Origin of the sequence: Stenotrophomonas sp. UBA7606, assembly GCF_002477705.1 — a bacterium.
Taxonomy (GTDB): domain Bacteria; phylum Pseudomonadota; class Gammaproteobacteria; order Xanthomonadales; family Xanthomonadaceae; genus Stenotrophomonas.
This window is the reverse complement of sequence record NZ_DLJW01000118.1, coordinates 1-22,360: the sequence shown is the minus strand read 5'-3', so window position 1 is coordinate 22,360 and position 22,360 is coordinate 1. Positions and strand designations below refer to the sequence as shown.

Genomic DNA, 22,360 nt, shown 5'->3' with positions numbered 1-22,360 from the left:
GTGCGGTAGACGCTGGTCAGGTTGGTGTCGAGGATGGCCTGCCAGTCCTCGTCCTTCATGCGCATCAGCAGGTTGTCGCGGGTGATGCCGGCGTTGTTCACCAGGATGGTGATGGCGCCGAATTCCTTGCTCACCGCGTCGATCAGCGCATCCACCGCGCCCGGCTCGGTCACGTTCAGTGCGCGACCGTGGCCGCCCTGTGCGGCCAGACGCGCGCCGATGGCGGCTGCGCCGGACTCGGTGGTGGCGGTGCCGATGACGGTCGCGCCCTGCGCGGCCAGTTCGTCGGCAATGGCCGCACCGATGCCACGGCTGGCGCCGGTGACAAGCGCGATTTCACCCTGCAATGGCTTGCTCATTCCTGTTCCTTTTCTGCGTGGCGCCGCGCATGCGCAGCGCCCATCATGACCGGGCACAGGCTGCGCCCGTGCCGCATCTGCCTGCTCAGTTTGCCCATTCTTCCAGCGCGCCGGCAAAGTCTGCCGGGGTGGCGAGCGGACGCCCTTCGATGTTCTTGTCGATGCGCTTGACCAGGCCGGTCAGCACCTTACCCGGGCCGCATTCGGCCACACGGCTGACGCCTTGCGCGGCCAGTGCCTGCACGCAACCGGTCCACTGCACCGGCTGGTACAGCTGCTGCACCAGCGCCTGGCGGATGGCATCGACCCCCGCGTGCACCTTGCCATCAACGTTCTGCACCACCGGCAGCGACGGCTCGGCCCAGTCCAGGCCGGCCATCACTTCGGCCAGGCGGTTGGCGGCTTCGCGCATCAACGGGGTATGCGAGGGCACGCTGACGGCCAGCTTCACCGCCTTGCGCACACCCTTGTCCGCCAGCAATGCCAGCGCGCGGTCCACCGCAGCGGCATCGCCACCGATGACGATCTGGCCGGGCGAGTTGTAATTGGCCGGCACCACGACCTGGCTGCCTGCGGCTTCGGCGCAGACGGCCTCGACCACGGCATCCTCGGCACCCAGCACGGCCGCCATCGCACCAACGCCGGCCGGGGCCGCGTCCTGCATCAGCTGGCCACGCAGGCGTACCAGATGGGCACCGTCGCGTAGCGACAGCGCACCAGCGGCAACCAGCGCGGTGTATTCGCCCAGGCTGTGCCCGGCCAGCACGGCCGGTTTGGCGCCACCTTGTGCATTCCACAGGCGCCATACGGCGATGCTGGCGGCCAGCAGCGCCGGCTGGGTGAATTCGGTGCGGTTGAGCTGTTCTTCCGGCCCACCCTGCGACAGCGCCCACAGATCCACGCCCGCACCTTCGGAGGCTTCGGCAAAGGTTTCACGGATCTGCGGATGCAATTCAGCCAGTTCCGCCAGCATCCCAATGGATTGCGAGCCTTGGCCGGGGAATACGAAAGCAAGTCGGGAATCAGTCACGCGGTCTTCTGCTGCGTCATTCGAAGCGGGGAATAATAAGCGCGAAAGCGCCCGCCCGTCTGTACTGGCGCGTATGCAGCACCCGGCGACCGGTAGTGCCGAGCCATGCTCGGCAGGGGCTCTACCAGCACACCCTACCTGTAGGGCCGAGCCATGCTCGGCATGCGGCGTCACCCGGGAAGGCCCTTGCCGAGCATGGCTCGGCACTACCGGTGAGCTGCGAAGCCGGCAGATCAACAGCGTAAAGCCCCCTCCCCGGCCCTCCCCTTGCCTGCGGCAAAGGGAGGGGGCCGATTACCGCCCCCCCAAACAACAACGGGCAGCCCTTGGCTGCCCGTGCGGTACGCGAATGCTGGCGATGCTTAATAGCGCAGCAGTGCCGAGCCCCAGGTGAAACCGCCACCAAAGGCTTCCAGCAGCAACAGCTGGCCTCGCTCGACGCGACCCGAACGGATCGCAGCGTCCAGCGCCAGCGGCACCGAACCGGCCGAGGTGTTGCCGTGCTTGTCGACGGTGACCACCACATGGTCCATCGGCATGTCCAGGCGCTTGGCCGTGGCTTCGATGATGCGCAGGTTGGCCTGGTGCGGGATCAGCCAATCCAGGTCAGCCTTGTCCAGACCATTGGCCTGCAGGGTCTCGTCAACCACCGAGTCCAGCGCCTTGACGGCGTACTTGAACACGTCGTTGCCCTTCATGTTGATCTTGCCCGGCTTGTCGAAGCCGACCGACACGCCAACCGGGTCCCACAGCAGTTCCTTCTTGCTGCCATCGGCATGCAGGTGGGTACTGAGGATGCCGGTGTCTTCGTCGGCCTTGAGCACGACGGCGCCCGCGCCATCGCCGAACAACACGCAGGTGGTGCGGTCGGTCCAGTCAACGATACGGGTCAGTGTTTCCGCACCGATCACCAGCACATGCTTGGCGTCACCGCTGCGGATGAATTTGTCAGCCACGCTCAGGGCAAACAGAAAGCCCGAGCAGGCCGCATTGACGTCGAATGCCGCCGAACCGGTCGCGCCAAGGCGCGCCTGGATCAGACAGGCGGTGGACGGAAAAATCAGGTCCGGCGTGGTGGTGCCCACGACGATCATGTCCAGCTGCGAAGCCTCGATGCCAGCCGCTTCCAACGCGCGCACGGCGGCGTTGTAGCCCAGGTCACTGGTGGTCTCGCCTTCGGCAGCAATATGTCGCTCGCGGATACCCGTTCGCGACTGGATCCACTCATCGGTCGTTTCGACGATCTTGGTCAGATCTTCGTTGGTCAACACCTTCTCGGGCAAATAACTACCAGTGCCCGCGATCCGCGAGTAGATCCGCTTGCTCATGCTGTTTCCTGTTGCGCGAAGCCGCCCGAAGGCGGCCCCTGAAGAATCAGTGAAACGGCCACCACGCAGGCATGGCAGCCGTCACGAATCAATCTTCTTCGACGACCGAGTTCGACTTGGTCGTGATCACCTTCTTGCCACGGTAGAAGCCGTCAGCGGTGATGTGGTGACGCAGATGCACTTCACCGGTGGTCGGATCGGTGGACAGCTGCTTGGCGCTCAGGGCGTCGTGGGCACGACGCTGGCCGCGGCGGGACGGGGTAACACGGGATTTCTGCACAGCCATGGGATTGCTCCAAACTCGGTTTCGTTTGCTTCGTCGTTTAATTGCACAGGACGTTAGCGTCCAGCACTACTCGCTTTCGCCGCAGCCGCCGACGATTACCGGCCGCTATTGTTTCTTCAGCGCCGCCAATGCCGCGAACGGACTGGCCTTGCTCAATTCATCTTCGGTCGCGGAGAAGTCACGTTCGACTGCCTCGCTTCCCGGCGCCAGTGCAACCACCGGCACCGCCAACACCAACTCGTCTTCCACCAGGTCCAGCGGCCGCAGGTTGCCGTCCTCGGGCACCAGCAGCGCTTCGTATTCCTCTGGAAGCGCGGATTCTTCGTCTTCGTTCCGGATCAAGCCCAAACGCTGCTTGATCGACACCGGCAGCAGGAAACGCTGCATGGTGCGCTGGCAGATCAAGGGCAGCTCGGTATCGATGGTCAGATCGACATAGGCCACCTGCAACACGCTGTCGCGATCGAATTCCAGCGCATAGCTGCACTGGCCTTCGGTATCGGCAAGCAGACCCTGCAGGCGGGTCATCTCGGACAAAGGCGCCTGGCCGTCAAAGCGCCTACGCGCTACGACCATCCGCCAAGCATCCAGCAATTCGGGCACGTTCGCGGACATAAGCTGCAGAATGTTAAGTAGAACCCCACCCGCTGTCAAATCCGCCAGCGGCAAACGTTGCCAGACAGCCTTCACGGCAGCAGACTGCCCGGCCCGGGACGGCTATTTTTACACATGACAGCACTGATTCTCGCCTCCACCTCCCGCTATCGGGCGCAATTGTTGTCCCGGCTCGGGCTTCCGTTCAGTTCCGCAGCCCCGCTGGTGGACGAAAGCCCCCTGCCCGGCGAGCCCCCGGCTGCACTCGCACAGCGGCTGGCGACGGCCAAGGCGCAGGCGGTTTCCGTCCAGGCACCCGGCAGTTGGGTGATCGGCTCGGACCAGGTTGCCGAACTGGACGGCCTGCCGCTGGGCAAACCCGGCACCCACGAAGCCGCCTGCGCCCAACTGGCGGCCATGTCCGGCCGGCAGGTACAGTTCCATACCGCGGTATGCCTGAGCAACGGCGTCCGCCAGCTGCAGACCAGCGACCTCACCACGGTTCGCTTCCGCCCATTGCAGGGCGAGGAGATCGCCCGCTACGTGGACGCCGAGCAACCGCTGGACTGCGCCGGCAGCTTCAAATGCGAAGGCCTGGGCATCAGCCTGTTCGAGGCCATCGACAACAGCGACCCCACCGCCCTGGTTGGCCTGCCGCTCATACGCCTGTCCGATTTGCTGCGGCAGGCAGGCTATCGCCTGCCCTGAGGCGCAAGACTCAGCGCACCGGCTGTAGCCGGCACCACTGGTAAGGGAAGCGCCCCTGGCCGATGCGGGAATCCAACGTGACGCAGGAACCCGGCACCAGTTGCAGGCCATAGGCACCCAACCTTGCCTGCGCAGCAGTACGCTCTTCGGCCTCGGCAGCAGCCGGTGTCATTGGCCCGGCCTTGCCGGGCACCAGCACGCACCTGCCCTGCTGCTGCTCCACCTTCAACCGCCCACCCCTCACCGTGCGCGCAATCCAGCCCAGCTTGCCGCAGCCCGGCTCGGCATGCAGGCCCACGGCCGCCACCTTCCGATTGAGCGCCTCGAAGCGCAACGCCAGGCGATCCGAGTAACCCGGCAGCATCGCAAACTGGTACGGCCGCTCGTCCAGCATGGCTGCCAGGGCGGCCCGGTAACCTTCCGCCTCCGGGAAGTTGGAGGCCACCGCGGCATAGCGCGCCTGCGCCGGCAACAGCGGTACCCGCCAACCCTGCGGCTCCGCCCCCACCAGCAGCACCACACTCTGCGCGGGTGCGGCCATTGGCGGCCCCTGCACACGAAAAGCCTGCGACGCCCAGGATTCATGCCCCCAATCGCCGCGCCCGACCAGCGACACGATCACGCACACCGCCACCAGCCAGCCTGCGCTCCGCGGGCCGCGCTTACCCGGCCACAAACGCACCCAGCCGCACCACAACAGCAGCGGCGCCAGCAATTCCAACGCCGACAGATACCGGTGAATGCTGAAAACGAACTGCCACAGCAGATAGGACACCAGCACGAACGCAACCACGCCACGCAGCACGGGGGCGAAAGCGGCGGCAGTGTGCGCCCGCCGCCTGCGCAACAGGTGCTGCCCAAGCAATGCCAGCCCGACCACGAACAACAGCGGCCACACCAGTTGCACCAGTGAAATCTCGCTCACGCGCTTGGGGTTGGCGGCAAATATCAGCGGCCACAGCACGTGCTCACCCAGCCCTCGCGGCAACCAACGGGTATCGGCCACACCGCCTTGCTGTGCCAGGGGGGACTGGAACCACGCGTTGAACTGCGGCAACAGCGGATTGCCATGGTGCTGCCAGAGCTGCCAGTACCACCAACCGGCGGCCAATGCCGCCACCAGCAATGCCGTAGCAGCCACGACGGTCAATCCCAGCACACGTTGCGACCAGCGGCCACCCGCGGCCAGCAACGCTGCTGCCATACCGATGGCGTAGATGGCATTGGTCAGTTTCAGTGCGACAGCCATGCCCAACAGCACACCCGCCACCACCCAACTGCGCCATGGCACAACGCCCTCAGCGCGCGACTGCGCGTGCACTACCGCCCACAGGCTGCCCACCACGAACAGCGCCGTGGTGTTGTCGGCCATGGTGTTGCCGAACTCGGACAGCACCGACGCCATGCACAATCCCGCCACGCCCAACAGCGGCGCCAGCCATGCGCGCTCGGCCCTGTCCCTCAGCACCCACCAGGCCACCCCGGCCACCGGCACAAACAGCAGGCCATGCAGTACACCCATGACGAACCCAACCAGCGGCCCGGGCAAGCGCACCAATAACAGGTACTGGAAGACATCCAGCAACGGACTGAAATAGGACTGCATCTGCGCGGGCGCCAGATCCAGGTGCAGGCGGCCCTGCAAGGCGGCATAGCCGTTGTAAAGATGGTAGTTGCGCAGGTCCCAGTTGGAGTCCTGACCCAGCCACAATGACAGGCAACCGCCCAACAGCGCGACCAGCGATGCCGCAGCGACCATGTTGGCCTGCGAAGTGAAAGCAAACCTGCGGTACATACCCTGCGCAATACGGGCCAGGAGGCCGCGCCCAACAGTTCCTGCCTGGCTCATGCGCCTTCTGCCCGATTGCCGTCCTTGCTGATGGGCACAGCGAGATAGGCCAGATGCTTGGCCTCCGTACGGCCCCGCGTCACCGTGTCCAGGATCAACCCACATGCCAGCAGCAGGAACCCCAGGACGCCCAACGCACCGCACAGGATCGCCGTGGGGAAACGCGGGACCAGCCCTGTCTCCACGTAAGTGACCAGCAAAGGGACCGCCAGACTGAAAGCAATCAGTTCAGCCAGTGCGAAGCCCAGGGAAAAGAACAGCAAAGGCCGTTCCGATTTGAACAATTTGGCGATCGTGCACAGGATCCGCCAGCCGTCGCGCCAGGTATTCAATTTGCTGTGCGAACCCTCCGGCCTGACCCCATACACGGTGTCCACCTCGGCGACCGGCATGCGCAGTTGCAGGGCATGTACCGCCAACTCGGTTTCGATCTCGAAACCCTTTGCATGGGCAGCGAATGAACGCACATAGCGGCGCGAAAACACGCGGTATCCGGACAGCATGTCATCGAACGCATGCCCGAACAGCATGCCAGCGCAACGGGTCAGCAGAACATTGCCCAGGCGATGCCCTGGACGATAGGCGGCCGCCTGTTCATCGCGCCGTGCCCCCACGACCATGTCCAACCCCTCGTCCAGCAACTTCCTGACCAGCGCCGGAGCGGCTGCAGCTTCGTAGGTATCGTCGCCATCCACCAGCAGATACACATCGGCATCGACATCGGCAAAGCCGCGCCGCACGGCGTTGCCCTTGCCTTGCAACGCCACCTTCAACACCTGGGCACCGGCAGCGCGCGCCACCTCACCCGTGCGATCGGTCGAATTGTTGTCCAGCACAACGATCCGCGCTGCCGGCAGGGTGGCGCGGAAATCCGCCACCACACGGGCAACCGCCGCCTCCTCGTTGTAACAAGGAATCAGCACCACGACGTCCAACTGTCCCATTGTCTTCCTCACCCGCAATCCGTGTCCCTACAGCAGGTATGTCTTAACGCTCGACGATGAAGGGCTGCTCTGCCCAGGTCTCCACGCTGCCGTCATTGCCATGCAGGCGCAGTCCCAGCCAATGCCGCCCCGGGGCAAACCCCGACGTATCGATCCGCCCATCGAAACCCACCTGCGGATGCTGCGGATCATTGGTGCCCGGCCACGCGGGGCGGATATCCAGGGTTCGCCCATAGGCCGCATCGCCCACGCTGCGCCCATCCACCAGCAGTTCAACGCGCGCCAGGCCCACGCCATCCTTGAACGCCCAGCCCTTGACCTGCAGCTCGCCTGAAATGGATTCACCTGGCAACGGCCCATCCACCCACGCCATGGCGGGGGTTACGCACGCCCCCTGCTGCTTCTGCGCAGGCAGGCGGAACAACAGGAAACGCTGGAACCCATGATCCAGCGACACCACCCGCGGCGGCGGCAGCGGCCCAACCAGCTCACAGACCTTGTGGTACCGCTCCAGTAGGTCGCGATAGCGCTGGTCGCCCGGCGCCAGCACCAGCAGCTGCGGCGTGCTGCGGCTGCCATCGCTGATCAAATGCCACAAGGCCAGCTGCGCGGTACGCCCATGGCGATCATTGAGTTCATGCGGCAGCACCCGGATGGAAGCATCTTCCAGCCGGAAGCCCAGCTCGGAGCCCACCTTGAAACTACCGGCCAGCACCTGGGCATCCGCCGGCATCTGCGCCAGCTCGTCCTTGACCGCATCGGCCAAGGGCTGCCAACCGGCGAAGTTGCGCGGGTAATACTTGCTGCCCGCAGTCTGCTCGCGCAACGACGGAGTGGCCGCCATCACGTAATAAGCGAAGGCCAACACCAGCCCCACCGATGCCACCACCCATACAGCACGGCGCCAGAAGCGGGTCCAATGATTCAAGGCCAGCGGTACGGACACCAGCAGGGCCAGGTAGCCCGGCAGGGGCCAATGGAAGCTGATGCGCTCCACATCGGTGAAGAAGCCGAACAGGAAGATCAACACGGTGGATGTGCCACCCACCAACGCGAAATAGCGCAGCTGCCCATGATGGAAGCCGCGCAGTCGTTGGCGCAGGCCGGCATAGGCAACCCCTGCCATTGCCGCAAACAGCAATGGCGTCACCAGCATCGGCTGGATGATCAGGAACAGCAGCCCCTCGGTCTGGAACTCCCAGGGGTGCCGCTCGATCACCTGGAACTTCAGGCCCGCGTCCTGGTTGTCCAGATTCCATGCAAGCAGCGGCACCCACGCCACGATGCCGACGCTGAGCGCCATCCACACGCGGGGGTCACGCAGCATGCGCCGGCCCTCCGGCAACAGCAGCAGCGCAATGAACCCCACCACGATCACGCCGATGAAGCGGTAGTGACTCAAGGCGCCTACCAGCAACCCCAGCGCCAGCATCAAGGCACCGCCCGCATTCACATTGCGCAGCAGGCGCGCGCCGGCATCCAGGCACAGCAGGGCAGCGATGGCCATGGGCACGTCCGGCACCGCCAAAATGCCAAGGGTCGCCGACAACGGCATCAGCACTGCAAGCGCACCGGCCTGCCAACCCGCCCGCGTACCAAACCAGCGGGTAGCGATATGGGCGACCATCCACGGCAGCAACGCGCCCAGCACCAGGAACGGCAGGCGCACGCCCAGACGGTGATTACCGACGATCTCCACGCCCAGCCGTGTCAGCCAGGCCGTCAGCCCCGGCAGGTCGGAGTAAGCAGGGGCCAAATGCTGGCCTTCCTGCCAATAGAATGCTTCATCGACAAACAGCGGCAATTGCGCCGCGATCAGCACCTTGACCACTGTTACCAGCGTCCAGAGCACCAAGAACGTGATGTACGCGCGCTGCTCGCCCCTGATTGCCACTTACACTCCCTTCAATCCTGATTACGAGACGACGATGACGGTAACGCCAGCCGGAATGCTACCCGAAGTGACGTTGCAGTCCCTATCCAGGGCGCAGACGCAGGTAAATACCCTGGTGCTGGGCAAGGCCCATGAGGTCCGCCTGGCCTTTGTCGCGCTGTTGTCCGGGGGGCATCTGCTGATCGAGGACCTGCCCGGGTTGGGCAAGACCACCCTGGCGCACGCGATGGCCTCCAGCCTGGGCCTGCAGTTCCAGCGCATCCAGTTCACCTCGGACCTGCTGCCAGCCGATGTCCTGGGTGTCTCGGTATACGAGGCTGCCGGCCGCAGCTTCCAGTTCCACCCCGGCCCGGTGTTCTGCAACCTGCTGCTCGCCGACGAGATCAACCGCGCGCCACCGCGCACGCAAAGTGCGCTGCTGGAGGCCATGGCCGAGCAGCAGGTGACACTGGATGGTGTTACCCACGCCTTGCCCGACCCGTTCTTCGTCATCGCCACGCAGAACCCGGTGGACCTGTCAGGGACGTTCCCCTTGCCCGATTCGCAGTTGGACCGCTTCCTCCTGCGGCTGACCCTGGGCTACCCCAACGCCGAGGCCGAACGTGCACTGCTCAGTGGCAGCGACCGCCGCAGCTTGATCGCGCAAACCACAGCGTGCCTGTCCGACAGCGAGCTGGTCGCCCTGCGCGAGGCGGTCACCCGCGTCCACACCAGCGATGCGCTGATCGACTACGTGCAGGCCCTGCTTACCCGCAGCCGCCAGCACCCTGGCGTACGCGTGGGGCTGTCGCCGCGCGCCGGCATCGCCCTGCTGCGTGCCGCCAAGGCCCACGCCCTGCTGCTGGGGCGGCAACATGTGGTGCCCGAGGACATACAGGCACTGTTCGTCGCCGTGGCCGGCCACCGTCTGGTCGCCGAGGCGGAATCCTCGTCCGGCCCGGAACTGGCCCGCGCCATCCTGCACACCGTGCAGGTGGACTGAGCCCATGGGGTTGCGCCAACGTTGGCGGTCGCTGCAGTTGCTGGCCCGACCGCGGCAGCCCGAAGCGCTGCCGGTGCGCCTTGACCGCCGCCGCATTTATGTCCTGCCCACCCGCTTTGGCCTGTTCCTGGCGGCGTTGCTGGCGGTGATGTTGCTGGGCGGCCTGAACTACAACAACAACCCTGCCCTGTTGCTGGCCTTGTTGCTGGCAGCCACAGCCCTGGCCAGCACCGTGCACGCCCACCTGCAGCTGTCCGGCCTGCAGTTGCAGGCACTGTCGGCCGAACCGGTGGCGGCGGGCCATGCGCTGCGGCTGCGGCTGGCCCTGTTGCGCGCCGACAACCGCCCGCGGCGCGGCCTGCAGCTACGGTGCGCTGACAGCCAGGCGCGGGCCACGCTCGAACCCGATGTGCAGACCGAGGTTGACCTGCTGCTGCCCACTGAACGCCGCGGCTGGCTGGATCTGCCACGCATCCGTATCGACACCACCCAGCCACTGGGCCTGGTGCGCGCCTGGGCATGGTTCTGGCCAGAAACGCCCTTGCTGGTCTACCCCGCCCCGGAAAGCAACGCCCCGCCCTTGCCTGATGCCGGCAGCACCAGCAGCCATACCCGCGTGCACCCACAGGGCGAAGAACTGCAGCAACTGCGCCCCTACCGGCAAGGTGATGCACGCCGCAGCATTGCCTGGAAACACTCCGCCCGGCGCGACGAACTGCTGGTACGCGAGTACGAGCGCCCGCAAGGCGCCGAACTGCTGCTGGACTGGATGCAGTTGCCCAGCCTTCCCTACGAACAGCGCATCGCCCGGCTTGCGCGCTGGGTGGACGATGCAGAGCGCGAGGGCCGCCGCTACCAGCTGCGTCTGCCTGGCCAGCCGCCGTTGGGGCCGGCCAATGGTGACCTGCATCGCCATCAGTGCCTGCGCACCCTGGCCCTGCTGCCAAGCCGATGACCAAGCCGCCCGCCCCCTTGCCCCGCGCCGATACCCGCACATGGTCACTACTGGCCGCCGCGTTGGCGCTGCTGCCCCTGCTGCTGCAGTTGCCGCCAGCACTGTCACTGAGCGTGGCCGCAGTGGCGGCGCTGACCAGTGCATGGACGCGGCGACGCAGGCTGCCTGCCTCCATCAAGTTGCTGCTGATGGGGGTGATGTTTGTCGCCATCTACTGGCAGATGGGCGGCGGGATCGGCCGCGATACCGGCTGCGCCCTGCTCGCGGCGATGCTGGCGATCAAACCCGCCGAGCTGCGCAGTTTCCGCGACGCGCGCAGCCTGGTCGGTTTTGCCTTGTTTGCACCTTTCTCGGCATTCCTGCTCGACCAGGGGCCAACCACCCTGCTGTTGTCGGCCACCGCCCTGGTCGCCTCCCTGCTGGCACTGCAGCGCATTGCCGACGACCAGGCCGGCGTTGCGTCGCCGGCCCTGCGCCTGCAGTTGCGCGGTGTTGGCCGTCTGATGCTGCTGGCGCTGCCACTGGCCATGGCCGGGTTCTGGTTGCTGCCACGGCTGCCCACGCCGTTGTGGGGTGCACCTGAGCGCAGCGTCAGCACCCCCGGCCTGTCCGACAGCATGGCGCCGGGGGCCTGGGGCGAGCTGATGGCCGATGACAGCCCGGCCCTGCGCGTACAGTTCTTCGGCCCGGTACCGGCACCCGAGCAGCGCTATTGGCGCGGTCCGGTGCTGACCCGCTTTGACGGCCGCAGCTGGACCCGGCTGGAGCAACACGCAGCGGGCGAGCCGCCCCCGTTCACCGCCGGCCCCCAGCGCTGGGACTACCAGATCGAATACGAGGCCACCGATCGGCGTGACCTGGTTGCCCTGGACCTGCCCTTGGCTGCTCCGGCCGACGCCCGCCTGGGCGCCGACTACAGCCTGACCAGTGCCCGCCCGCTCACAGCCCTCAGCCGCTGGCGGCTGCAGTCCGCCGCTCCGCGCCAGTTCCAGACGCGCCTGCCCGATGGCCTGCGCCGGCAGGCATTGCTGCTACCCAAGGGCTTCAACCCGCGGACACTGGCCCTGGCCAGGCAATGGCGCGCAGAGGCCGGCGGCAACGACGCCGCCATCGTCCAACGCAGCCTGGACTGGATCCACCGCGAGTTTGCCTACACCTTGAACACGCCCATTCCCGGCCGTCACAGCGTGGATGAGTTCCTGTTCGACCAGAAGGCCGGCTACTGCGAACATTTCAGCGCTGCCTTCGTGGTGTTGATGCGTGCCGCCGGCATCCCGGCCCGGGTGGTCACCGGCTATGCCGGTGGCGTGCACAATCCGTATGGCAACTATTGGCTGGTGCGCCGCATGGATGCGCACGCCTGGGCCGAGGCCTGGCTGCCCGAGCGTGGCTGGGTGCGGGTTGACCCCACCGCTGCGGTGGCGCCGGAACGCATCTACGACACGCTGGAGGACCGTCTTGGACAGAACACCTCCGGCGCCGGTCTGGACCTGGGCCGGCGCTGGACCGGGCTGTTGCAATACAGCGACTACCTGCGCCGCGGCTGGAACAACGCCGTGCTGTCCTTCGATGCCGAGCGCCAGTCACGGCTGCTGAGCCGCCTTGGCGTTGCCCGCTTGAGCCCCGGCCAACTGGTGGCACTGTTCGCCAGCGTCGCCGCTGCGGCGCTGGCGCTGATGGCTTGGCTGCTGGCGCGCGGGGAGCGCCAGCGCGACCCGCTGCTGCGCGCCTGGCACCAGTTGGGCCAGCGTTACGCACGACTGGGGCTGGCCCGCGAACCTGCCGAAACCGCCGGTGACTGGGCGCGCCGGGTGGAACTTACACTGCCCGGCTGCGGTCTATCCGCACTCAGCCAACGTTTCAGCGATGCGCGCTACGCTGGCGGCCTGACGGATGACGATTCATTATTGATGGACCTGCGCAGGCACCGTCCGAAACCCGGAGCACGACCATGAACACCCGCATCCTCCTCATTGCTGTTGCCAGCCTCGCGCTGGGCGCCTGTGCCACGGCCCCCAAGCCGCTGCAAGGCCAGTTCAATCCGGTTTCGCCGCGTGACGCGGTCGCCCAGAAGCAGACCGGCGCACCGGTACGCTGGGGTGGCCGCATCATCGAGACCATCCCCGGCCAGGGCGAAACCTGCTTCCAGATGATCGCCCGCCCGCTCAATGGCAGCGGCCGCCCGAGCACCACCTCGGCCGATGCCAGCGACGGCCGCTTCCTGGCCTGCCGTGCCGGCTTCTATGACCCGGCGGTGTTCGAGCCGGGCCGCGACGTGACCTTCATCGGCCGCATCGACGGCTACCAGACCACCAAGATCGGCGAGTACGACTACCCGCTGCCCAAGGTCAACGCCGACGTGGTGTACCTGTGGCCGGTGCAACGCGAAGTGGAAGTGGTACCCGCCTATCCCTATGGCCCCTGGGGCCCCACCTGGGGCCCGCGCTGGGGCTGGGGTTACCGCGGTTGGTGGTAACAAACTGAAAACGCCGCCCCAAGGGGCGGCGTTTTTGTTTGGCTTTTCTGTTTTTTGGTTCTTTCGTAGGAACGGCGTAAATCGCGAAGTCACAGATCCATCAGACACGGCCGAGCTTACCCCTCCCCAACCCTCCCCTTGCCTGCGGCAAAGGGAGGGAGCACTGCCCGCCGCTCCTACAGCCAACACAACGGCATCAAATCACGCGCCGAAATGCCCCAAAGGCGCGCCAGCCAACAGATGCAGGTGGATGTGGAACACGGTCTGGCCGGCGTCTTCGCGGCAGTTCATCACGATGCGGTAGCCGTTCTCGGCAAAGCCCTCCTGGCGGGCATACGCGGCCGCTGCCAAGGCCAGCTTGCCGATCAAATGCGCCTGCGTCGGCTGCAGATCATCCAGGGTGGGGATGACCTCGTTCTTCGGAATGAACAGCACATGCACCGGCGCCTGCGGGGCGATGTCCTTGAAACCCAGCACTTCCTCGTCTTCGTAAACGATGGCGGCGGGAATTTCGCGACGGATGATCTTGCCGAAAATGGTGTCGGTCATGTGGGGCTCGCTGCAGTAAACGGCCTACAGCTTACAACCCCGGCAGCGCTTATTCGCCAACTTCGCTGCGGCTGCCGAAGGCGTGCGACAAGGTACCGCGATCCACATATTCCAGCTCCCCACCCAAGGGCAGGCCCTGCGCCAAGCGGCTGGGGCGCACTTTGTTGCGCCTGGCCAGCTGCGCCAGGTAGTGCGCGGTGGCCTCGCCTTCGACGGTGGAGTTGGTGGCGATGATCAATTCGGTGACCTCGCCTTGTGCCAATCGCGCTTCCAACTGGTCCAGGCCCAGCTCGCGCGGGCCAATGCCATCCAGCGGCGACAGGCGCCCCTGCAGCACGTAGTACACGCCGCGGTAGCTGGTGGCGTGCTCGATTGCCAGCCGATCCGCCGGTGACTCGATCACGCACAGCATCTGCCGCTCGCGGCTGCTGCTGGCGCAGACCGGGCACAGCTCGGTTTCGCTGAAGTCGCGGCATTGCTTGCAGTGGCCGATCTTCTCGATGGCCTCGGCCAACACTTCCGACAGGCGCTGGCCGCCGTCACGGGCACGCTCCAGCACGTGGTAGGCCATGCGCTGGGCGGTCTTCTGGCCGACGCCCGGCAACACCCGGAAGGCCTCGATCAGTTGTTCCAGCAGCGGCAGGCTCATCGCATCAGGCTCTTGTTCAAAACAAACGCGCGAAGCCCGGAGGCTTCGCGGCGCGGGGGCATGCATGCGCCGGCATGCCGGCGCGGCTGCATCAGAACGGCAGCTTCATGCCCGGCGGCAACTTCATGCCGGCGGTGGCAGCGCCCATGCGGCTCTGCGATTCGGCGTCGATCTTGTTGGACGCATCGTTGAACGCAGCAGCGATCAGGTCTTCGGCCATTTCCGGATCGGACAGCACCGACGGATCGATGCGCACCTTGCGGCACTCCTTGGTACCGGTCAGCGTCACGCTGACCATGCCGCCACCGGCACTGCCGGTGACTTCCAGCTTGCCAAGTTCTTCCTGGGCCTTCTGCAGGTTTTCCTGCATCTTCTGGGCCTGTTGCATCATCTGGGCGATATTGCCGCGCATGGTTCTTACTCTTTGAAAGGACGGATGGAATCGGCCACGACCCGTGCACCCTGCTGCAGCAACTGCTGCACCTGGGGGTCGGCCATGAAAACGGCTTCGGCCGCATGCTGTTGTTCACCGCGCTGACGGTCAGCGCGCTCGTGCAAGGTCTCAGCCTGGACGTTGCCGGTTTCAATAAGGATCTTAGGCGTGCTGCCCAAGGCCTGCGACAGGGCTTGCGCCAGCGCATTCAAGGCGCGCTCAGACTGCAGGTACTCAAAGCCCGGCATCAACGCCAGCCGCAGCACGCCGTGCTGGAAACTGACAAAGGCCGCATTGGCTGCCAGCTCGCGCGAAGGGCCACTCAGGCCACTGTCGGCAACCAGATCCAGCCATTGCTCGGCATCGTTCAAGGCACGCCCGGCCTGCGTGGCAGGCGCCGGCTCGATGGCGATGCCGGTGGGGCGCACCGCTGCAGCGGGCTGCACCGGGGCAGCTGCGGGCGTGGGCGTCTCGATCACTGGCGGTGACGGCTCAGGCATCGCCATTTCGGCGGCCATGGCCTCGTCACGTGCAGTCGCCTCGGCGGCCTCGACCGCCCACGGCGGCAGGTCCGCGTCGACGGCGGCCGGTTTGGCGGCCTCGGCCGGGGCAGCGGCGGCGACGGGCGCAGGCTCGGATTCTGGCGGGGGCTGCGGCGCGGCGGATGCCACCGGTTCCGGCGCGATCTGCGGCGCCGCGACCGGCGCCGGCACAGGTTCGGGCGCTGGCTTGTGCACTGCGGGTGTATCCACAGCCGCTGCCACCTGTACTGCCTCAACCGGCTTGGCCGCCGCCTGCGCACCAGCGGCAACCGGCGCGGCCTGGCTGTTTCCACCCACACCTGCACCCGCTGCCGGGGCGGCACCTTCCGGCACCACCGGCACCGCGCCTGCCGGGCGGAACGCCAGCATGCGCAGCACGGTCATTTCAAAGCCCGCACGCGGACTGGGCGCCAGGTGCAGGTCGCGACGGCCACCGAGCGCCATCTGGTACCAGAGCTGCACCACTTCCGGGCGCAGGCGCTGGGCAAAGGCCACCGCATCCACGCCCTCGCCCGGCACCTCGGTGCCCGGTACCAGCTGCTGCACCTGGATGCGGTGCAGGCCTTCAGCCAGGGCATCCAGCACCCCGCTCCAGTCCGGCGAGAAGTCGGCCAGGGTCGCCACCACCTGCAGCAGGCGGGCGCCATCCCCTTCGGCCAGGGCGTCCAGCATGGCCGCCACCTGGGTGCGGTCCACCGTGCCCAGCATGGCGCGCACCACGTCATCACGCAGCGCGCCACCGGCATAGGCAATGGACTGGTCCAGCAACGACAAACCGTCACGCAGCGAGCCGTCGGCCGCACGCGCCAGCTGCACGATGGCACTGTCGTCGAACTCGATCTGCTCGGCGCCGAGGATGCGCGTCATCTGCCCGCGGATCTGTTCCTCGTCCAGTCGCTTCAGGTTGAACTGCAGGCAGCGGCTGAGCACCGTGACCGGCAGCTTCTGCGGGTCGGTGGTGGCCAGCAGGAACTTCACGTGCTCCGGCGGCTCTTCCAGCGTCTTCAGCAGCGCATTGAACGCCGCCTTGGAGAGCATGTGCACTTCGTCGATCAGGTAGACCTTGTACTGCCCGCGCGAGGGCATGTACTGGGCGTTCTCGATCACCTCGCGCACGTCATCCACGCCGGTATTGGACGCGGCATCGATTTCCAGCAGGTCGATGTAGCGGCCGGCGTCGATGTCCAGGCAGGCCCGGCACTGACCGCAGGGATCGGCGCTGGTGCCCTGCTCGCAGTTCAGCGACTTGGCGAAGATGCGGGCAATGGTGGTCTTGCCGACACCGCGGGTGCCGGTAAACAGGAAGGCGTGGTGGACGCGGCCACTGTCGAGCGCATTGCTGAGCGCGCGGACCACGTGTTCCTGGCCCACCAACTCGGCAAAACGCTTCGGACGCCACTTGCGGGCAAGGACGAGATAGGACATCAGGCAACCGTCTTCATCTGAAGCCCCATTGTGCCATGCCCTGCCCGTCCGCCAGCACCCTGTTCAGGGGGTGCTTGTGGCCGGCGCCCAGTCACTATAGAATCTGCGCCCCTGCTGAGGCATTAGCGCGGCAGGATCCGGAGAGGTGTCCGAGTGGTTGAAGGAGCACGCCTGGAAAGTGTGTAAGCGTCTAAACCGCGCTTCGGGGGTTCGAATCCCCCTCTCTCCGCCAGATAACTGAAAAAGCCGTCCCTTGTGGGCGGCTTTTTCAGTTATTGGACGGAAAGCATGGGCGATGAGAGCCCCAACGGGTTCGACCGCCGGCGCAGCCGGTGGGACGGCGAAGCCGCCCGAAGGGTGAAGGTGCGAAGCACCGAATCAATCCCCCTCTCTCCGCCAGATAACTGAAAAAGCCGTCCCTTGTGGGCGGCTTTTTCAGTTATTGGACGGAAAGCAGCCGATGAGACCCCCAACGGGTTCGACCGCCGGCGTAGCCAGTGGGACGGCGTAGCCGCCCGAAGGGTCTGGTGGGCGGCGACGATCCCAATGGCTATCCACCAGATCACGCCTCCCTCAGCCTTTATGAGGTTTTGCGTTCTGACCCGGCCCACGGTCGGTACCGGATATCAACCGCGCCGGTGACAAGCAAAGCCGACACCGATAGAGCTGTTCGACATCGGTAATCCAAAGCGCACGCCAACTCTGACCATGGCTTGCCAGGATCCGAAGCATCCGCGCCCCTTCACCACTCAGGTCGCGGCAGTTCGTCAATGCTGCCGTTTGTGTCTGGATGGAAACTACGCCTTGGCAGCTGGCGCAGACAAACCAGCCTGATACTCAAGATGAATCAGCGGATAGGGCCTGCCCTGATCATCAAATGGCGACCGTCCCGTGCGCTTGAATCCCAGCTTTTCGTAGAAGCCTATCGCCTGAGCATTCTGCTCATTGACGTCGGTAGTCATCCACGGGTGAAGGCCGAGACCGTGGCGCACCAGAGCGGCACCAATTCCAGTGCCCCGGCAGGCCGGATCCACGAACAACGCCTGCATATGTCCGTTATCAATGAGCATGAAGGCGAGCGGGTAGTCGCTTGCATCCACCGCAAGCAGGAGCGCCGCTTGAGGAAGAAAACCGCACACCATCTCGTCGATGGCAAGACGATCTTCCGACAACAGAAAATCATGCGTGGCGTCAACCGCATTCCGCCATATCTCAACGACACGCCCACCATCTTCAGGCCGGGACTCTCTGATTCCTATCATTGCAATGGCTCCCCCACTTGGAGTTTGTATACAGCTCCCCACGAAGAGGGTTGCTTGCGATAGTTGATTTTGATTGAAGAAACGTCGGCAGGAGGAGCGCTGTGGCGAAACATGCGATGTCGGCGTCACAAATCCCCTCCCATACCCAACCGCGATGGTCACCGCCAGGGCCCGCACCAAGGAACAACCAGCCACAGTTGCAGTTGCAAAGGCCCGCCACTGACTGACGGGACGAGCACATGCCAGCGCCCTCTTCGGCATGCTAGTTTTGTCATATTAGAACGATCCAAAAGGTGCGGGATGAAGCAGCTTGGCGCGACCCTGTTAGTGCTTGCAGCAACCTTGGCGACCTCTTCTCTGGCGCCGTCTTCGGCAATGGCGGCCTCGCCCGCCGCCAACGAAGCCGCCTACGCCGCCGTGAACCCCTTCATCGGCACCGGCGGCGAGGGCCATACCTATCCGGGCGCGACCGTCCCTTACGGCATGGTCCAACTGTCGCCCGATACCCGCATCCAGTCGCGCAAGAACGGCTATGGCTGGGCGGCGGGCTACCGCTATGACGACAACACCATCGTCGGCTTCTCGCATACGCATTTCTCCGGTACCGGCCATTCGGATCTGGGTGATCTGCTGCTGATGCCCACTACCGGTGAGTTGAAGTTGGAGCGCGGCAATCCGGATCAGCCCTTGAGCGGTTACACCTCGCGCTTCAGCCATGCCAGCGAGACGGCGCAGCCCGGTTATTACGCAGTGACCCTGGACGACTACAAGGTGCGCGCCGAACTCACTGCCAGCGCGCGCGTCGGCATGCACCGCTACAGCTTCCCGGCTGGCAAGCCGGCGCATGTCGTGCTCGACCTGCGCACCAGCATGTATGACTACCCGGGCAAGATCCTGTGGTCGCGGGTGCGGGTGCGGGCCGATGGCACGGTTACCGGCTTCCGCGAGACGCGCGGCTGGGCGCCGGGGCGGCAGCTGTATTTCGCGATGCGTTTCTCGCAGCCGCTCAGTGGCCATCAACTGCACGACACCGAGCAGGATGTGGCCTACAAGGGCTTCCCGCCGCCGGGCGAGAAGGATCCGTCGCAGCGCGCGCAGATCGAAGGCCGGCAGTTGGTTGCCGCCTTTGATGTAGTGCCGGAGGCTGGCGAGCCCTTGCTGGTGAAGGTGGCGATCTCGCCGGTCAGCGAGGAAGGTGCGATTGCCAACCTGGATGCGGAAGCGCCGGGCTGGGATTTCGATGGCATGCGCGCTGCCGCCAAGCAGCAATGGAGCGAGGCCTTGGGCGCGGTCGAGGCGCAGGGCAGCGCGGGCGAACGCACCCGCTTCTATACCGCGCTGTACCACACGCTGCTTGGGCCAACCTTGTTCATGGACAGCGATGGCCGCTATCGCGGGCCGGACAACGCGGTCCATCAGGCCAAGGGCTGGACGAATTATTCAACCTTCTCGTTGTGGGATACGTATCGCGCCCTGCATCCGCTGGCCACGCTGGTGCAGCCGCCACAACGCACCAATGACTTCGTCAACTCGCTATTGGCCTCACGCCGCGAAAGCCCTTACGGCATACTGCCGGTGTGGTCGTTCCACGGTCTGGAGACTTGGTGCATGATCGGCTACCACGCGGTGCCTGTGATCGCCGACGCCTATATGAAGGGCATCCGCGGCTATGACACCGAAGAAGCCTTGCAGGCGATGGTGACCAGCGCCAACTACGGTCCGTATGACGGCATCGCACAGTACCGCGAGCTCGGCTATGTGCCCATCGATGAAGAAGGCGAAGCGGCCAGCAAGACGCTGGAATACGCCTATGACGACTGGACCATCGCGCAGATGGCGCAGGACATGGGCAAGACCGATGTGGCGCGCGAGTTCAACAAGCGTGCGGCCAACTGGAAGCATGCATTTGATCCGGGTACCGGATTCATGCGGGCGCGCAAGCGCGATGGCAGTTTCCGCGAGCCGTTCGATCCCAGCGCCAGCGGTTACGGCACGGATTTCACTGAAGGCAACGCCTGGCAGTACTCGTGGTATGTGCCGCAGGATGTTGCCGGCTTGGCAGCAGCGCATGGCGGCAGCGACAAGCTGCTGCAGCGTCTGGACGATGTGTTTGAAGCCAAGGTGGATCCGTCCATCTTCGCGCACATGGAAGACATCACTGGGCTGATTGGCTGGTATGCACATGGCAATGAGCCCAGCCACCATGTTGCCTACCTGTATGCACATGCCGGGCAGCCGTGGCGCACGCAGGCGCGGCTGAAGCAGATCATGGACACGCAGTACGCCGCCCGCCCGGATGGCTTGGCCGGCAATGATGACCTGGGGCAGATGTCGGCTTGGTATGTGTTTACCGCGCTGGGTTTCTATCCGGTTACGCCGGGTAGCAACCAGTACATCATCGGCCGGCCGTTCCTGCCACAGGCGACCTTGAACCTGCCGGATGGGAAGCGTTTCAGCATCATTGCTACTGGATTGGATGCTGCGCATACCTATGTGGGCTCGGTGAGCCTCGATGGCAAGCCGCTGGATCGGGCGTATGTGACGCATCAGGAGATTGTTGCTGGTGGGGAGCTGCGGTTTACGATGCAGGCCGAGCCGAACAAGGCGTGGGCTGCGGATGGGGCGAAGCTGCCTTATTCGATGTCGCGTTGATTGATAGTTGTGCTGTTGGGGTGCGTTGTTCGACGGCAGAAAGCACGCTTCGCGCCCCCCTCTCCCCAACCCCCGCTCCGCGCCCCGGCCCTTGCGCTAGCGCAAGGTCGTTCCAGGGGCCACGAACCTGTGGTTTCGTCAGCCGGCCCCTTCCACCCCGCAAGGGGAGAGGGGCTAAAACCACAGCCAAAACCAAAACAGGATTCCCCTACCGCCCCCTCCACAAAGAGAAGAGGCAGAAGCTGCTAAATTCCCGCGAATGCCGATCCGCCCCTACCAAGTCGCTGATGCCAACGCCTGCTTATCGCTGTTCGACAGCAATGTGCCCGAGTACTTTGCACCAGCCGAGCGCGCTGACTTCGAGCAGTTTCTAGAGCGCGATGCGCAGGGTTGCGACTATCAGCTGATCGAGCACGACCATCGTGTTGTCGCCTGCGGCGGCTTGGCGATACGGGCCGATGGCGTAGCCGTTTTCTGCTGGGGCATGGTCGAACGCAGCGTGCATCGGCAGGGGTTCGGCAGGCAATTGAGCCTTGCGCGTTTACAGCAGGCCAGACAGAACCCGAACGCGAAGCGCGTCGAGCTCAGTACCAGCCAACACACACAGGACTTTTACGCGCGGCTCGGTTTCAGCGTGACCCGGGTCGTGGTGGATGGCCACGGCCCCGGTCTGGATGCGGTCGAAATGACGCTGATGCTGCGCGAAGGCTGAAGCCGCTATCAGCTGCTGGACAGCTTCATCAGCACCAGGCCGCTGACGATCAGCACGGCCGCGCCAATACGCATCGCGCTGACCTGCTCGCCCAGGAAGATGATGCCGATGATGAAGGCGCCCACCGCGCCGATGCCGGTCCAGATCGTATAGGCCGTGCCCAGCGGCAGGCTGCGCATGGCCAAGGCCAGCAACCAGAAGCTGGCAATCATGCCGATGATGGTGACGATGCTGGGTACCAGCCGGGTGAAACCATGGGATTGCTTCATCGCCAGTGCCCAGACGATTTCCAGCACACCGGCAACCACGAGATAGATCCACGCCATACAGCCTCCTTGAGAAGCCAGGCCGTCCTGGATGAAGTCCCGTGCTGGGCGGAGGTCGTCCTCCGATGGGCGGGCATTCTATCCAAGCCGGACCGGATGGGCCGTCAACGCCCACTGACGGGTTACATGGGGTTCAAGCCGGAATGCTGGCCGGGCGGCGCATGCATACGTTACAATCGCCGCACACGATCAGGACCAGCTCCAGTTTGTGTCCGGTCCCTGGCTTCGGCGGCTGATGATCCCATCGCCCCACGTTCTGGAATCGTGAATGGCCGCGCACTGCGCGGCCAAACCGTCTCTATGGTGGCCCCGTCGGCCCCTCGCGACGCTAGGTCGAAAATCCCGCCAGGGCCGGAAGGCAGCAACGGTATCGATCGACGCGGGCGCCGAGGTCAGCCGGCGGGG

The 22,360-nt window shown here is 65.2% G+C and carries 21 protein-coding genes, 1 tRNA gene and 1 other RNA gene; 9 read left to right on the top strand and 14 right to left on the bottom strand.

Going from position 1 to position 22,360, the window contains the following annotated elements; genetic code table 11:
* The 5 genes from B2527_RS15545 to B2527_RS15525 form a co-directional block, all read right to left on the bottom strand.
* A partial coding sequence (locus B2527_RS15545) for an SDR family NAD(P)-dependent oxidoreductase (protein WP_293715596.1) occupies nt 1-359 on the bottom strand: 359 nt, incomplete at its 3' end.
* 85 nt (nt 360-444) lie between these two features.
* On the bottom strand, nt 445-1,389 hold the full coding sequence (gene fabD, locus B2527_RS15540) for an ACP S-malonyltransferase (protein ID WP_293715593.1): 945 nt from the start codon (nt 1,387-1,389) through the stop codon (nt 445-447).
* A gap of 362 nt (nt 1,390-1,751) precedes the next feature.
* Nucleotides 1,752-2,717 (bottom strand): beta-ketoacyl-ACP synthase III, encoded by a 966-nt coding sequence (locus tag B2527_RS15535; protein WP_293715590.1) that lies wholly within the window; start codon nt 2,715-2,717, stop codon nt 1,752-1,754.
* A gap of 88 nt (nt 2,718-2,805) precedes the next feature.
* A complete protein-coding gene (gene rpmF / locus B2527_RS15530; protein WP_293715587.1) occupies nt 2,806-3,003 on the bottom strand; it encodes a 50S ribosomal protein L32 in 198 nt (65 codons plus the stop codon).
* A gap of 105 nt (nt 3,004-3,108) precedes the next feature.
* The gene (locus B2527_RS15525) at nt 3,109-3,618 is read right to left on the bottom strand and encodes a YceD family protein (RefSeq protein WP_293715605.1); all 510 of its coding nucleotides are present in this window, start codon (nt 3,616-3,618) and stop codon (nt 3,109-3,111) included.
* A 114-nt stretch (nt 3,619-3,732) separates the two neighbouring features.
* Between B2527_RS15525 and B2527_RS15520 the strand changes: the two genes are divergently transcribed.
* Entirely contained in the window at nt 3,733-4,305 is a 573-nt protein-coding gene (locus tag B2527_RS15520) for a Maf family protein (RefSeq protein ID WP_293715584.1), read from the top strand.
* A 10-nt stretch (nt 4,306-4,315) separates the two neighbouring features.
* Here the strand turns inward: B2527_RS15520 and B2527_RS15515 are convergent, their stop codons facing one another.
* The 3 genes from B2527_RS15515 to B2527_RS15505 all read right to left on the bottom strand — a co-directional run bounded on the left by B2527_RS15515 (nt 4,316) and on the right by B2527_RS15505 (nt 8,986).
* Complete coding sequence (locus B2527_RS15515; protein WP_293715582.1) at nt 4,316-6,064, bottom strand: glycosyltransferase 87 family protein; 1,749 nt, start codon at nt 6,062-6,064, stop codon at nt 4,316-4,318.
* Between the two features lie 86 nt (nt 6,065-6,150).
* Nucleotides 6,151-7,098 (bottom strand): glycosyltransferase family 2 protein, encoded by a 948-nt coding sequence (locus B2527_RS15510; RefSeq protein WP_293715579.1) that lies wholly within the window; start codon nt 7,096-7,098, stop codon nt 6,151-6,153.
* Nucleotides 7,099-7,141: 43 nt separating this feature from the next.
* The gene (locus tag B2527_RS15505; RefSeq protein WP_293715602.1) at nt 7,142-8,986 is read right to left on the bottom strand and encodes a glycosyltransferase family 39 protein; all 1,845 of its coding nucleotides are present in this window, start codon (nt 8,984-8,986) and stop codon (nt 7,142-7,144) included.
* A 40-nt stretch (nt 8,987-9,026) separates the two neighbouring features.
* Here B2527_RS15505 and B2527_RS15500 point away from each other — a divergent pair, with 40 nt between their 5' ends.
* The 4 genes from B2527_RS15500 to B2527_RS15485 are packed head-to-tail and all read left to right on the top strand — an operon-like array spanning nt 9,027 to nt 13,405.
* A complete protein-coding gene (locus tag B2527_RS15500; protein WP_293715576.1) occupies nt 9,027-9,974 on the top strand; it encodes an AAA family ATPase in 948 nt (315 codons plus the stop codon).
* A gap of 4 nt (nt 9,975-9,978) precedes the next feature.
* Entirely contained in the window at nt 9,979-10,929 is a 951-nt protein-coding gene (locus B2527_RS15495; RefSeq protein WP_293715573.1) for a DUF58 domain-containing protein, read from the top strand.
* Entirely contained in the window at nt 10,926-12,884 is a 1,959-nt protein-coding gene (locus B2527_RS15490) for a transglutaminase TgpA family protein (protein WP_293715570.1), read from the top strand. The genes B2527_RS15495 and B2527_RS15490 overlap by 4 nt, the downstream gene beginning before the upstream one ends.
* On the top strand, nt 12,881-13,405 hold the full coding sequence (locus B2527_RS15485) for a Slp family lipoprotein (RefSeq protein WP_293715567.1): 525 nt from the start codon (nt 12,881-12,883) through the stop codon (nt 13,403-13,405). Before B2527_RS15490 ends, B2527_RS15485 begins: the two co-directional genes overlap by 4 nt.
* Before the next feature lie 201 nt (nt 13,406-13,606).
* Here the strand turns inward: B2527_RS15485 and B2527_RS15480 are convergent, their stop codons facing one another.
* The 4 genes from B2527_RS15480 to dnaX all read right to left on the bottom strand — a co-directional run bounded on the left by B2527_RS15480 (nt 13,607) and on the right by dnaX (nt 17,003).
* Nucleotides 13,607-13,954 (bottom strand): histidine triad nucleotide-binding protein, encoded by a 348-nt coding sequence (locus B2527_RS15480; RefSeq protein WP_293715564.1) that lies wholly within the window; start codon nt 13,952-13,954, stop codon nt 13,607-13,609.
* Nucleotides 13,955-14,003: 49 nt separating this feature from the next.
* Nucleotides 14,004-14,603, bottom strand: a complete 600-nt coding sequence (gene recR, locus B2527_RS15475) for a recombination mediator RecR (protein WP_062168796.1) — start codon at nt 14,601-14,603, stop codon at nt 14,004-14,006.
* A 91-nt stretch (nt 14,604-14,694) separates the two neighbouring features.
* The gene (locus B2527_RS15470; RefSeq protein ID WP_293715557.1) at nt 14,695-15,015 is read right to left on the bottom strand and encodes a YbaB/EbfC family nucleoid-associated protein; all 321 of its coding nucleotides are present in this window, start codon (nt 15,013-15,015) and stop codon (nt 14,695-14,697) included.
* Nucleotides 15,016-15,020: 5 nt separating this feature from the next.
* Entirely contained in the window at nt 15,021-17,003 is a 1,983-nt protein-coding gene (gene dnaX / locus B2527_RS15465) for a DNA polymerase III subunit gamma/tau (RefSeq protein ID WP_293715554.1), read from the bottom strand.
* A gap of 139 nt (nt 17,004-17,142) precedes the next feature.
* On the opposite strand from dnaX, the gene B2527_RS15460 reads away from it, so the two are divergent.
* Nucleotides 17,143-17,235: transfer RNA gene (locus tag B2527_RS15460), tRNA-Ser, on the top strand.
* 565 nt (nt 17,236-17,800) lie between these two features.
* Here the strand turns inward: B2527_RS15460 and B2527_RS15455 are convergent.
* Nucleotides 17,801-18,265 carry an acetyltransferase gene (locus B2527_RS15455; RefSeq protein ID WP_293715551.1) on the bottom strand — a complete coding sequence of 155 codons (465 nt, stop codon included), beginning with the start codon at nt 18,263-18,265 and terminating at the stop codon, nt 17,801-17,803.
* Between the two features lie 375 nt (nt 18,266-18,640).
* Between B2527_RS15455 and B2527_RS15450 the strand changes: the two genes are divergently transcribed.
* Together B2527_RS15450 and B2527_RS15445 are read left to right on the top strand one after the other, a co-directional pair.
* Nucleotides 18,641-20,917, top strand: a complete 2,277-nt coding sequence (locus B2527_RS15450; RefSeq protein ID WP_293715599.1) for a GH92 family glycosyl hydrolase — start codon at nt 18,641-18,643, stop codon at nt 20,915-20,917.
* Nucleotides 20,918-21,176: 259 nt separating this feature from the next.
* Nucleotides 21,177-21,629, top strand: a complete 453-nt coding sequence (locus B2527_RS15445) for a GNAT family N-acetyltransferase (protein WP_293715548.1) — start codon at nt 21,177-21,179, stop codon at nt 21,627-21,629.
* A gap of 8 nt (nt 21,630-21,637) precedes the next feature.
* Here B2527_RS15445 and sugE read toward each other — a convergent pair whose 3' ends face one another.
* Nucleotides 21,638-21,955: a quaternary ammonium compound efflux SMR transporter SugE gene (sugE, locus tag B2527_RS15440; protein ID WP_293715545.1), complete on the bottom strand. Its 318-nt coding sequence runs from the start codon at nt 21,953-21,955 to the stop codon at nt 21,638-21,640.
* A 309-nt stretch (nt 21,956-22,264) separates the two neighbouring features.
* Between sugE and ffs the strand changes: the two genes are divergently transcribed.
* Nucleotides 22,265-22,355: signal recognition particle sRNA small type (gene ffs, locus B2527_RS15435), an RNA gene on the top strand.
* Nucleotides 22,356-22,360: the final 5 nt, after the last annotated feature.

Bases quoted from the DNA above. Each gene is read 5' to 3' on its own strand.
- B2527_RS15535 (WP_293715590.1), bottom strand. From the start codon at position 2,717: ATGAGCAAGCGGATCTACTCGCGGATCGCGGGCACTGGTAGTTATTTG.
- rpmF (WP_293715587.1), bottom strand. From the start codon at position 3,003: ATGGCTGTGCAGAAATCCCGTGTTACCCCGTCCCGCCGCGGCCAGCGT.
- B2527_RS15525 (WP_293715605.1), bottom strand. From the start codon at position 3,618: ATGTCCGCGAACGTGCCCGAATTGCTGGATGCTTGGCGGATGGTCGTA.
- B2527_RS15520 (WP_293715584.1), top strand. From the start codon at position 3,733: ATGACAGCACTGATTCTCGCCTCCACCTCCCGCTATCGGGCGCAATTG.
- B2527_RS15515 (WP_293715582.1), bottom strand. From the start codon at position 6,064: ATGGTCGCTGCGGCATCGCTGGTCGCGCTGTTGGGCGGTTGCCTGTCA.
- B2527_RS15510 (WP_293715579.1), bottom strand. From the start codon at position 7,098: ATGGGACAGTTGGACGTCGTGGTGCTGATTCCTTGTTACAACGAGGAG.
- B2527_RS15500 (WP_293715576.1), top strand. From the start codon at position 9,027: ATGACGGTAACGCCAGCCGGAATGCTACCCGAAGTGACGTTGCAGTCC.
- B2527_RS15495 (WP_293715573.1), top strand. From the start codon at position 9,979: ATGGGGTTGCGCCAACGTTGGCGGTCGCTGCAGTTGCTGGCCCGACCG.
- B2527_RS15490 (WP_293715570.1), top strand. From the start codon at position 10,926: ATGACCAAGCCGCCCGCCCCCTTGCCCCGCGCCGATACCCGCACATGG.
- B2527_RS15485 (WP_293715567.1), top strand. From the start codon at position 12,881: ATGAACACCCGCATCCTCCTCATTGCTGTTGCCAGCCTCGCGCTGGGC.
- B2527_RS15480 (WP_293715564.1), bottom strand. From the start codon at position 13,954: ATGACCGACACCATTTTCGGCAAGATCATCCGTCGCGAAATTCCCGCC.
- recR (WP_062168796.1), bottom strand. From the start codon at position 14,603: ATGAGCCTGCCGCTGCTGGAACAACTGATCGAGGCCTTCCGGGTGTTG.
- B2527_RS15470 (WP_293715557.1), bottom strand. From the start codon at position 15,015: ATGCGCGGCAATATCGCCCAGATGATGCAACAGGCCCAGAAGATGCAG.
- dnaX (WP_293715554.1), bottom strand. From the start codon at position 17,003: ATGTCCTATCTCGTCCTTGCCCGCAAGTGGCGTCCGAAGCGTTTTGCC.
- B2527_RS15455 (WP_293715551.1), bottom strand. From the start codon at position 18,265: ATGATAGGAATCAGAGAGTCCCGGCCTGAAGATGGTGGGCGTGTCGTT.
- B2527_RS15450 (WP_293715599.1), top strand. From the start codon at position 18,641: ATGGCGGCCTCGCCCGCCGCCAACGAAGCCGCCTACGCCGCCGTGAAC.
- B2527_RS15445 (WP_293715548.1), top strand. From the start codon at position 21,177: ATGCCGATCCGCCCCTACCAAGTCGCTGATGCCAACGCCTGCTTATCG.
- sugE (WP_293715545.1), bottom strand. From the start codon at position 21,955: ATGGCGTGGATCTATCTCGTGGTTGCCGGTGTGCTGGAAATCGTCTGG.